The 11,084-nt window shown below is 63.3% G+C and carries 10 protein-coding genes and 1 riboswitch; of the genes, 3 read left to right on the plus strand and 7 right to left on the minus strand.

The genetic code is table 11. The annotated features are described in order from the left end of the window. A partial coding sequence (locus tag ABYV89_RS10025; protein ID WP_432822814.1) for a TCP-1/cpn60 chaperonin family protein occupies nucleotides 1-327 on the plus strand: 327 nt, incomplete at its 5' end. Between the two features lie 82 nt (nucleotides 328-409). On the opposite strand, the gene ABYV89_RS10030 is transcribed toward ABYV89_RS10025, so the two are convergent. Then, nucleotides 410-1,387, minus strand: coding sequence for a thiamine biosynthesis protein (locus ABYV89_RS10030; RefSeq protein WP_432822815.1), 978 nt, complete (start codon nucleotides 1,385-1,387; stop codon nucleotides 410-412). Nucleotides 1,388-1,516: 129 nt separating this feature from the next. Continuing rightward, nucleotides 1,517-1,617: riboswitch (cyclic di-GMP riboswitch) on the plus strand. A 109-nt stretch (nucleotides 1,618-1,726) separates the two neighbouring features. Between ABYV89_RS10030 and ABYV89_RS10035 the strand changes: the two genes are divergently transcribed. Together ABYV89_RS10035 and moaA are read left to right on the plus strand one after the other, a co-directional pair. Then, nucleotides 1,727-2,797 (plus strand): type IV pilus twitching motility protein PilT, encoded by a 1,071-nt coding sequence (locus ABYV89_RS10035; protein WP_432822816.1) that lies wholly within the window; start codon nucleotides 1,727-1,729, stop codon nucleotides 2,795-2,797. A 52-nt stretch (nucleotides 2,798-2,849) separates the two neighbouring features. After that, the gene (gene moaA / locus ABYV89_RS10040) at nucleotides 2,850-3,830 is read left to right on the plus strand and encodes a GTP 3',8-cyclase MoaA (protein WP_432822817.1); all 981 of its coding nucleotides are present in this window, start codon (nucleotides 2,850-2,852) and stop codon (nucleotides 3,828-3,830) included. Between the two features lie 45 nt (nucleotides 3,831-3,875). Here moaA and ABYV89_RS10045 read toward each other — a convergent pair whose 3' ends face one another. The 6 genes from ABYV89_RS10045 to ppsA form a co-directional block, all read right to left on the minus strand. Further along, nucleotides 3,876-4,196 carry a c(7)-type cytochrome triheme domain-containing protein gene (locus ABYV89_RS10045; protein ID WP_432822818.1) on the minus strand — a complete coding sequence of 107 codons (321 nt, stop codon included), beginning with the start codon at nucleotides 4,194-4,196 and terminating at the stop codon, nucleotides 3,876-3,878. A 246-nt stretch (nucleotides 4,197-4,442) separates the two neighbouring features. Beyond that, complete coding sequence (locus tag ABYV89_RS10050) at nucleotides 4,443-5,051, minus strand: TorD/DmsD family molecular chaperone (protein WP_432822819.1); 609 nt, start codon at nucleotides 5,049-5,051, stop codon at nucleotides 4,443-4,445. Between the two features lie 70 nt (nucleotides 5,052-5,121). Then, nucleotides 5,122-6,387 carry a (Fe-S)-binding protein gene (locus ABYV89_RS10055; RefSeq protein WP_432822820.1) on the minus strand — a complete coding sequence of 422 codons (1,266 nt, stop codon included), beginning with the start codon at nucleotides 6,385-6,387 and terminating at the stop codon, nucleotides 5,122-5,124. A 93-nt stretch (nucleotides 6,388-6,480) separates the two neighbouring features. Continuing rightward, the gene (locus tag ABYV89_RS10060; protein ID WP_432822821.1) at nucleotides 6,481-7,863 is read right to left on the minus strand and encodes an FAD-binding oxidoreductase; all 1,383 of its coding nucleotides are present in this window, start codon (nucleotides 7,861-7,863) and stop codon (nucleotides 6,481-6,483) included. 56 nt (nucleotides 7,864-7,919) lie between these two features. Continuing rightward, nucleotides 7,920-9,236 (minus strand): nickel-dependent lactate racemase, encoded by a 1,317-nt coding sequence (gene larA / locus ABYV89_RS10065; RefSeq protein WP_432822822.1) that lies wholly within the window; start codon nucleotides 9,234-9,236, stop codon nucleotides 7,920-7,922. A gap of 115 nt (nucleotides 9,237-9,351) precedes the next feature. Then, a partial coding sequence (gene ppsA, locus ABYV89_RS10070) for a phosphoenolpyruvate synthase (RefSeq protein WP_432822823.1) occupies nucleotides 9,352-11,084 on the minus strand: 1,733 nt, incomplete at its 5' end.

Genomic DNA, 11,084 nt, shown 5'->3' on the forward strand with positions numbered 1-11,084 from the left:
AAGCGCGCCCTTGAGGAGCCGCTGCGTACGATTGCTGCAAACGCGGGCCTCGAAGGCTCCATCGTGGTCAACGAAGTACTCAAAAACACCGGTGCCTACGGCCTCAACGCCGCCACCGACGAGTACTGCGACATGATCGCCGCCGGCATCATCGACCCGACCAAGGTGACCCGCAGCGCTCTCCAGAACGTCGCCTCCGTGGCCGGCCTGATGCTGACCACCGAAGCCGCCATCGCCGACCTGCCCCAGAAGGCCGAAGCAATGCCCGCTATGCCTGGCGGCATGGGCGGCATGGGAGGCATGGGCGGTATGGGCGGCATGATGTAAGCCCTTGCAGCACCTGTAAGCCAAAAGGCCCCCCGGAAATTCCGGGGGGCCTTTCTATTTTCGAATCATTAAACTGCCTGGGCTAATCGATTTGCCGCGCGGCAACAGCGTCGCGGCTCATGGGCACTACCCGGATGACCCACCTGCGCTCCTCCTGCTGCAGCAGCATATCGACCTCGGCCTCGTTCTGCCCTTTGCCATAGGAGGCCACGATGGCGCCGGCCACGGCCAGGTCGTCATCGTCTATGCTGCCGCTGACCAGCCCCATCGGCCCGGAGAAATTGTCGGCGCGAACCAGCACATCGGTCGGCCGGGCCAATCCGGTGATCGCGTCGTTGCCGCTCTGGTTGCGGCCGACAGCGAGTTTGGCCACCGGCGACAGGCGGAACTGGCGACCGACCTTGAGCAGTTCGACGTCGACCACGGTCGCCTCCGGGTGGTGATCGAAAAGGTCGCGCAAGCGCCCGGAAAAGGAGGCTTCGGTCAGCAGGCAGCCGCCGCCTGACGCGGGGTAGTCGACCAGCCCCCAGGCCGCAGCCAGCTCCTGCTGGCGCCGCCGGGAGCGGCCCTGGATGTCGAGCAGCTGGTCGCGGTCGACCAGCCCCTGCTCTTCCACCGGGGTAATCGGCAGCACCTTGGCCGACAGAGGCCGCAGGATGCGGTCGGGGTGACCGGAAAAGTTGGCGACCGCCCGCAGGGCGCTGGGGTTCTGGCTCATCGGCCGCTGACCGAGCACCTCGCCGGAAAAGAGAAAATCGAAGCCCTGCTCCTCCATGATCCGGCCGGCCAGCCGAAACATCATGGCATGGCAGTCGATGCAAGGATTCATGTTCTTGCCGTAACCGTACTGGGGGTGCTTCACCATCTCGAGATGCACCTCGCTGATGTCCTTGACGATCAACGGTATATCCAGTGCCTTGGCCGCCTTTTCTGCCTTGCTTGAGCCAAAAAAGGGTGTAACGAACGCGATGCAGGTGACTTCGACCCCCTGGCGTTTCAGCGCCAGTGCGGCCAGGCTGCTGTCGAGTCCTCCGGAGAGAAGCCCCAGTGCTTTACTCATGTTTATCCTCCAATTTACTTGATCTTTTTGTCGGGGTCGTCACCATAACGCAAAAGAGCAGCATAATTCAAGGCGTAATTACCTTCAGGCGACTTGACTTTTACCCCGGGGGTTTGCCAGAATGATGCTACACTGAAAAGGCAAACTCCGGGAAACCGGGGGACGCAAAGCCCACGGGTCCATCCTCAGTTTTCCCCGACGGAACTGAAACGGACAGCCAGGTTGCCGGAGATATGAAGCAGAGGATCCGCCCAGGCGACCCCGAGCCCATCCCCCTTCGGTGGTGGGCTTTGTTTTGCCATGAATCTTCGCTTTCCATTATCGCAGCAAGGAGCATGCATGGCCAAAATCGACGGTCTGTTCAAACTGATGAAGCAGCAGGGGGCCAGTGACCTGCACATCTCCAGCGGCACCCCGCCGCTCCTGCGCCAGCACGGCGAAATGGAAAAACTCAACTACCCCCCCCTGACCAACGATCAGGCCAAGTCTTTGCTGTTTGAAATCCTCAACCAGGAGCAGCGGACCCAGTTCGAGGAGACCCGCGATCTCGACTTTGCCTATGAACTGCCGGGCATCGCCCGCTTCCGCGGCAACATCCTCGACACTTATCGCGGGATCGCCGCGGTCTTCCGTATCATCCCGAGCAAAATCCTGTCCGCCGATGAACTCAACCTGCCGGCGGGCATTCGCAAGATGTGCCATCTGAAAAAGGGTCTGGTGCTGGTCACCGGGCCGACCGGCAGCGGCAAGTCGACCACCCTGGCGGCCATGATCGACCTGATCAACAGCACCCGCCGCGAGCATATCCTGACCCTGGAAGATCCCCTCGAGTTCATCCACGAGAACAAGATGTCGCTGATGAACCAGCGCCAGATCGGCCTGCATACCCAATCCTTCTCCGCGGCCCTCAAGGGGGCGCTGCGCGAAGACCCGGACGTCATCCTGGTCGGCGAAATGCGCGACCTCGAGACCATCTCGTTGGCCATGACCGCCGCCGAAACCGGTCACCTGGTTTACGGGACCCTGCACACCAACTCGGCGCCGAAGACCATCGACCGCATCATCGACGCCTTTCCCAAGGATGCCCAGGAGCAGGTGCGCACCATGCTCGGCGAAAGCCTTAAAGGGGTGGTCTGCCAGCAGTTGATGAGAACCGCCGACGGCAAGGGGCGGATCGCCGCCCACGAAATCCTGGTCGGCAACTCCGCGGTTTCCAACCTGATCCGCGAGGGCAAGACCTTTCAGATCCCCTCCATCATGCAAACCGCCAAAGGGGAGGGGATGCAGCTGATGGACCAGCGCATTCTCGAGCTGCTCAAAGAGAAAAAAATCTCCCCCGAAGAGGCCTATCGCTGCGCGGTGGAGAAACGCTCTTTCGAGCAGTACCTGCCCAAGCAGGACGCCAGGTAACTTTAACAACCATCGTCAGCCGGCCCATTGCGGCTGACCGGGAACATTGCCAGTGAAAGACACCTTCGACCGGAAAATCGACTACCTCCGGCTTTCCATCACCGACCGCTGCAACCTGCGCTGCCGGTACTGCATGCCCGAAGAGGGGGTGGATTCGGTCGGCCATGGCGGCGTCCTTTCCTATGAGGAACTGCTGCGCATAGCCGCGGCCGCCGCCCGCCTCGGGGTCAGAAAAATCCGCGTCACCGGCGGCGAACCGCTGGTGCGCAAGGGGGTCGTCGGTTTCGTGCAGCAGTTGGCCGAACTGCCGGGCCAGCCGGAAATCACCCTGACCACCAACGGCCTGCTGCTCGGCGATCTGGCCGGCGAGCTCAAGCAGGCCGGGCTGTCGCGGGTCAACATCAGCCTCGACAGCCTGCGCGAAGACCGCTTCGAACAGATCACCCGGCGTCCCGGCCTGCAGCGGGTGCTGGACGGTATCCACCAGGCCGCCGCCGTCGGCCTGACGCCATTGAAAATCAACATGGTACCGCTCCGCGGGGTCAATGCCGATGAAATCGCCGATTTCGGCCGACTCACCCTGGAACACCCCTGGGATGTGCGCTTCATCGAATTCATGCCGGTCAGCGGCGGCCTCGGCTACAGCGACGAGAACCGCTTTTCGGCCCAGGAAATCATGACCGAGCTCGAAAGTGTCGGCCCGCTGACCCCCGTCGAACGCAGCGGCCCGGCCGGCCCGGCCCGCCTCTTCCGCTTCCGGGAAAGCCTTGGCCGGGTCGGGGTGATTCCCGCCGTATCGAACCATTTCTGTAGCGAATGCAATCGCCTGCGGGTGACTGCCGACGGCCGCATTCGCCCCTGCCTGCTCTGCTCTGACGAACTCGATATCAGGGACGCCCTGCGCGCGGGGGCCGTCGATGAGGAACTCGAGAAAATTCTGCTGAATGCGGTGATTGCCAAGCCGAAACAGCACCGGGTGGGAGAAAAGGATTACCAGGAAGGGCGCCGGGGAATGCAGCAGATCGGCGGATAAGATAAAAGAGGGCGGCCCGCGGGCCGCCCTCTTTTATGAAATTCGTTAGTCGCGAATATGGCAGCGGCCACAGTTGCCGACTGCGGCAAAGGCCCGCTGGCCATTGTGGCAAACGCCACAGAGGCGGCCGGCGTAGATATCTTCCATGGTGACTTTCACGGTCCCCTGCTTCATTTTGGGAAACATGCCGTCATTATGGCATTCCATGCACTTCACCCCGGCATCCTTGTGAACCTGGCCATCAAAATAGACCTTGCCCATCGGGCTCTCGCTGAAGGTCAGGGTCTTCCCCGACGGAACGGCCAGGGCCACACCGCACACCGTTACCCCCAGAAACATCGCTGTAACAATCAGTCGGATACGCATCGATCAGCCTCCTTGTTATGACGCGAACAAACTTTCTAGTTTGCAAGTATGCCGCAACAAGCTAAAAAATCAACCGGCAACGCGCTTTTACAATGACACACTTAACACGGCCAGTTTCCAGTCGCCCCGTTTCATGGCGACAGCAAGACCTGAGGCCGGAACCAACCTTTGCCCAGCCAAAGAAATCCTTACCTGTCATAGCCGCCGGGGTCAACCTCGATTATTCCCCTGGCATGACAACGCCGTTCAGGTCAGCCGTTCCAGCCAGTCCTGCTCCATCGCGCAGAACCGCTCCAGCAGCCGGCAGCCCCAGAGATAGAGGGGATGGGCGCGCTCGTCAGTTTCCACCCGGCCGCAGAACACCGGCACCCAGGGCCCCAGCAGTTCGCTGACGAACGCCCTCTGCTTGACGGTTTTGTCCCGGGCCCCCTCCACATCCCGGCGGGCCAAAGCCTCTTCTTCCTGCCCTACCAGGTAATACAGAAACTCCAGCTCGGTGGCCAGGTAATCGGGCGGCTCTCCGCCCCCCTCCAGGGCCAGGTCCTCGGCCCGGTAGGCCTCCAGCACCTTGAGGGAACTCTGCCCCATCAGGATGCCGTCCTGCTCCAGGTAGAGGGAACCGTACGGGGGCGCCGGAACGCCGCCCATGCGGTTGATGAACTGGCTGGTAAAGCCGGTTTCCAGGTCGAGCAGGACATCATCCTCGAGCAAGGCCGGCGGCGCCTCAATCCCGGTCAGCCGGGCCGCCTCCTCGGCATCCCCCCTGGCCAGCGCATCGATCAGCTGCGGATCCGGATAGGCAAACAACTGCGCCAGGAACCGGTAGAGCAGTTTACGCTCACTCACGTGAAGCATCTGTTTTTTCCTCCATTATCAATGATTCGGTCAGGGGCAAACCCACAGAGACAGGTTGCAGTAAACCCGTTCACACCGTCTCCGGCAGAGCCTCGACCACCAGTTCGAGCAGGTGCACCACCTGCTGCGGCAGTCCGGCATGGTTGACCGAATCCTGCAGCTGCATGATACAGCCGGGACAGTCGGTGGCGACCAGGGCGGCGCCGCTGTCTCCGATGTTGGCGGCTTTCTTGGCGCCGATCTTCTTGCTGGTGTCGTAGTGGTAAACCGAGTAGGTTCCACCGAGGCCGCAGCAGGTGCCGGCCGCCGCCATTTCGACAAACTCGACCTGGGGCAGCGCCTTGAGAATCTGCCGGGGCTCCCTGGTGATGCCGCGGGTGCGCAGGTGGCAGGGGTCGTGGTAGGTGACCTTGGTCCGCTGGGCCGACTTGGGGAGCGCGGCCAGCTGTTCCGGCAGCCCGTGCTGGGCCAGAAAGACGAAGATGTCCATGGTCTTGGCCGCCAGCATCTGGTAGTCGCCACCGAGGTCCGCATAGATCTTGCCGATGCCGGCATTGCAGGAGGCACAGGCGGTCACCACGTAATCGACCGGGATACGATTCAGGGCGGTCAGGTTCTGCGCCGCCAGCTCTTCCACCGTCCCGCCGGCGCCGGCGCTGACCGCCGGCAGGCCGCAGCAGGCCTGGTCCTTGGGGATAATCACCGTCACCCCGAGAAACTTGAGGATCTTGAGGAACGCCTCGCCCACCGCCGGATACATGTAGTTGATGCCACAGCCGGTGAAAAAGGCCACCGTCGGCGCACCTTCTTTTCCGGGAATCCGCTCCGGCACCCGTTCGCGGAAGGGCTTGGCGGCAATCGGCGGCAGGGTGCGGTCGGCGTCGATGTAGGGGGCGGGAAAGCGCAGCCGCAGGCCGCTGTTTTCCGGGATCTTCTTAAACAGCAGCGACGACAGCGCCCCACCGGTCTTGGCCAGCATATTCATCAGCTTCGGCCGACCCAGAACCGCGGCCAGGCCCTTGCCGAAGCTGCTGAGTCCGCGCTGCTCGGCGATGCGCCGGCGGGCGGCGGCGACGATCTCTTCGGTCGGCACCTTGTTCGGACACTGGGCGCAGCAACTGCCGCAGAGCAGGCACTGGCTCAGATCCTCAAGCACCTTGGCTTCGAAGCCGATATCTCCATCCAGTACGGCCCCGGCCAGCGCGACTTTTCCGCGGGCGACCCGCCCTTCGTGCTTTTCGGCGCCGAAGACCGGGCAATGGGCACGGCAGGCGCCACACTTGACGCACTGCTCGATCTCTTCGCGATATGCTTCCAGCTCTTTCAATTTAGCCATAATTTAGATCTGCCACCCGTTCGCTTCGCTCACTAGAGGCACGGAGATACGGAGAAAAGGAAAGTCCTTTGTGTCTCTGTGGCCAGCTTGCAGTCAGTTGTCGAGAAAAATCTTCCCGGGGTTGAGGATGTTATTGGGGTCGAGAGCCTTCTTGATCGTTTTCATGTAGGCGGCCGTCTGCTCGGTGATCTCCAGCGGGATGTAGGCCGCCTTGGCGATACCGACGCCGTGCTCGCCGCTCATGGTGCCGCCGAGGGCCAGCGCCCCCCTGAACACCTCTTCGATGGCCTTTTCCGCCTTCTCCAGTTCGCCGGGGACCTTCTTGTCGATCATGATGTTGACGTGGATGTTGCCGTCGCCGGCGTGGCCGAAGTTAACGATAGGGATGCCGTAGGTCTCGGCGATAACATCGATCTTGCGGATCATCTCGGGAACCTTGGAGCGCGGTACGCAGATGTCCTCGTTGAACTTGTCGGGATTGACCTTGCGCAGGGACGCCGACACCGAACGGCGGATCTGCCAGATCGCCTCGCTTTCCGCGTGGGTTTCGGCGATGCGGGTCTCCACCACGCCGAGCGGCTGGATGATTTCGGCGATTCTTCGGGCCTGCTTGTCGAGAAACTCGAGATCGCCGTCGACCTCGATGATCAGCACCGCCCGCGCGGCCTCCGGCACCTGCAGGCTGGTCGCCTGACGCACGCAGTCGAGGGTGCGGCCGTCCATGAACTCGAGGGTGGTGGGGATGATCTTGTTGCGGACGATGCTGGAGACCGCCTGGGCGGCGCCGTCGATGGAATCGAACAGCACCAGCATGGTCTTTTTCCCCTCGGGCAGCGGCAGCAGCTTGATCACGATCTTGGTGAGAATGCCGAGGGTCCCCTCCGAGCCGCACATCAGCTTGGTCAGGTCGTAGCCGACCACCCCTTTCATGGTCGGGCCGCCGGTGGTGATCACATCGCCGGTGGGAGTGACCACCTCGAGGCCGAGGATGTAGTCCTTGGTCACCCCGTACTTGACGCAGCGAGGGCCGCCGGCGCACTCGGCCACGTTGCCGCCGAGGGTCGAGAACTTGAGGGAGGCCGGATCGGGCGGATAGAAGAGACCGACCTTCTCCACCGCCTGCTGGAACTGCTCGGTGACCACCCCCGGCTGAACCACCGCGACCAGGTTTTCCTCGTCGATCTCGAGAATCCGGTCCATCTGCTCGGTGGTCAGCACGATGCCGCCTTTAGTCGGCAGGCTGCCGCCGGAGAAGCCGCTGCCGGCGCCGCGGGGAAAGACCGGTATTTTTTCGGCATTGGCCAGCCGCATGATCCGGCTGATCTGCTCGGTGGTCGTCGGATGCACCACCACGTCGGGGAGAAACTTCTGCTGGGTGGCGTCGTAGGAATAGCAGATCAGGTCGGCTTTTTCCGTGGAAACATGCTCCTTGCCGACGATTTCTTTGAGCGCCTCGATAATTCTGGGTTCGGTCATATACTCTATCCTTGGCTGCACTGACGAAAGGATCGCCACAGGGGACGCGTCAGTTTTTAATGTAAACCGGCTGAACTTGAACCAATAGACTTCGCTCCGGATCCTGCATCAAGCTCCGGCAACACCGTCCCGCCGTCGGGGATGACCAGGATCCGGGGATTTTCGGGCAGTTTCGCTTGCGCCATCTGCAGCGCCGCCTCGAGGCCATCAGCCTTTTCCATCCCCATGGCGGCCGTCTGCTCGGCGCTGAAGCCGCTGACCAGGATCACCCGGAACTGGCGGGCCTTCATCAGGGTGGCATGGGCGGTCTGGCCGTTGATCTCGTAGCGGCTGCGCAGGGCCGCTTCGAATTGAGCCAGGTCCTGGTACTGAAACCAGTCGAAAAAGGTCGGATTGCCGAAGCCGTCCGGGCAGGCGGCCAGCAGGATGATGGTCCCACCGGGGCGCAGCGCCTGCACCCCGTAATCGAGGGCCTTGTGCGACTGGATGAAATTGATGTCCTTGGGATGGCCGCCGCAGGAGACCACCGCCAGGTCGGCCGGAGCCTCCAGGGGGACGGCGTAGAGATCGCGGGCCATCGCGCAGGCGGCCAGGTGCGCCGCTTCGAGTTCGCCGCAGAAGACGCCGAGAATCTGCTTATCGGCCGAAAGGACCGTATTGAGCAGAAAATCCGGCCGCACCATGCGCGCCGCCTCAAGCAGCGCCCGATGCACCGGGTTACCGTCGAGGATGCCGGTCTTGGCCTGCGGGTGCTTGCCGCCGACCTCGGGCGGGTTGAAGACCGAAAAGTGGGTGGCCATGCAGGTCTCCCTGGCGCCCACCCCGGGGACCAGCCCCTTGCGGCCGCCGCCGAAACCGGCGAAATAGTGAAATCCGGCGGTGCCGGTGACGATCACCCGGTCGGCCTCGACCACCCGCCGGTTGATCCGCACCGGGATGCCGCTTGCGGTGACTCCCAGCTCGACCAGCTGCGCGGGGTCGTCGCACTCGTGGTCATAGACGGCAATGCGGCCGAACAGGGGGCCGAGGATCTTGCGGTGTTCGGCCTCGCTCTGCTTGCGATGGATGCCGAGGGCGATGACGATGGCAATGTCCTGATCCGGCACCCCGATCCCGTTCAGCCGTTCGACCAGCACCGGCAGGTAGTGTTCACTGCCGGTGTAGCGGGTGATGTCGGAAGTGACGACGACCACCTGCTCACCGGGACGGACGATCTGCGAAAGCGCCGGCGCGCCGAGCGGCGCGTCGATAGCCGCCTCGATCAGCTGCCGCAGGTCGGCCGGAACAGCCGTCTCGGCCGGCCTTAGCACCCGGGCTTCCGGCAGCCGGCAAGCCAGCGTTTCACTTCCGTATTTGAGCTTGATCTCGGACAAAAACACCTCCACGGTCAACTTTTCTATACTACGGCTTTTGCCCCCAAAAAACAAGGAAGCAGGCATGTCCCACTGGCCACGCCTGCTTCCGCTCAAGCGACCGCCTGGATGCCGATCAGCCCAGCCGCCGCTCGACCTCGGCGACTCGCCGGACCACCCCGATCACGCTGTCCGGGTTGAGGGAAATCGAGTCGATCCCCGCCTCGACCAGGAAGGCGGCGAACTCGGGATGGTCGCTCGGGGCCTGGCCGCAGATGCCGATCTTGGTGCCGGTGCGGTTGGCCGATTCGATCGCCTGGCGGATCAGGGCCATCACCGCCGGGTCGCGCTCATCGAACAGCTCTTTGAGAATCGCCGAGTCGCGGTCGACCCCGAGGGTCAGCTGGGTCAGGTCGTTGGAGCCGATGGAAAAGCCGTCGAAGCGTTCGGCGAACTGCTCGGCCAGAATCACGTTGGCCGGGATCTCCACCATCACGTAGACCTCAAGCCCCTGCCGGCCGCGCTCCAGGCCGTTTTCGGCCAGCACCGCCAGCACCTTGTCCGCCTCCTGCAGCGACCGGCAGAAGGGGATCATGACGACCACGTTGGTCAGGCCGATGGTCTCGCGCACCCGGCGGATGGCCGCGCATTCGAGGGCGAACCCCTCCCGGTAGCGGTCGCTGTAGTAGCGGGAGGCGCCGCGGAAGCCGAGCATGGGGTTCTCTTCGGCGAACTCGAACTGGCGCCCGCCAACCAGCTCGGCGTACTCGTTGGTTTTGAAATCGCTCATCCGCACGATGACCGGCTCGGGATACTGGCTGGCGGCGATGGTAGCGATCCCCTGGGCCAGCTGGTCGACGAAATATTCGCACTTGTCGTCGTAGTGGCGGGTCAGCTCGCGGATACGCTGCCTGGCCTCCTTATCCTCCAGCTTATCGTAGTGGACCAGGGCCATCGGGTGGGCCTGGATGATGCCATTGATGATGAACTCCATGCGGGCCAGGCCGATCCCCCGGCAGGGGAGCCGCCACCAGCGGAAGGCCGCCGCCGGGCTGGCGATGTTGAGCATGATCCGGGTGCGGATCTCCGGGAGCGCATCGAGGCTGAGCTCTTCGGCGCGAAACTTGAGAAGCCCCCGATAAATCTTGCCCTCCTCCCCCTCGGCGCAGGAGAGGGTCACCTCCTGGCCGTCTTTAAGCTCAGTGGTGCCGTGGCCGGTGCCGACCACCGCGGCAATGCCGAGCTCGCGGCTGACGATGGCGGCGTGCGAGGTGCGGCCGCCGTGGTCGGTGATGATCCCGGCGGCCTTTTTCATGATCGGCACCCAGTCGGGGTCTGTCATGCCGGTAACCAGGATGCTCCCCGCCACGAAACGCTCGATCTCGCTGGCGCTCTTGATCACCTGCACCTTCCCCGCGGCGATCGCCTCGCCGATCGACAGCCCGGTCAGCAGCACCGTCCCCGCCTCCTGCAGGCGATAGCTCTTGAGCACCCCGGCCTCGCGCCGCGACTGCACCGTCTCGGGCCGGGCCTGGACGATGTACAGTTCGCCGGTTTCGCCGTCCTTGGCCCATTCCATGTCCATCGGCTTGTCGTAGTGACGCTCGATGGCGGTCGCCCAGCGGGCCAGCTGCAGCACCTCGTCGTCGGAGAGCACAAAGGCGTGGCGCTCGTGCGCGGTGGTGTCGGTGTTGCGGGTGGCGTGGCTGCCGCCGCGGCCGTAGACCATCTTTTTTTCCTTGCTGCCGAGGCGCTTGTGGAGGATCGGGCACAGCTCGGGGTGCGCGAGCAGCGGCTTGAAGACCGTGTAGCTGTCGGGGTTGACCGTCCCCTGCACCACGTTCTCCCCCAGGCCCCAGGCGGCGTCGA

The organism is Trichloromonas sp. (genome assembly GCF_041583255.1).
Lineage (GTDB): Bacteria > Desulfobacterota > Desulfuromonadia > Desulfuromonadales > Trichloromonadaceae > Trichloromonas.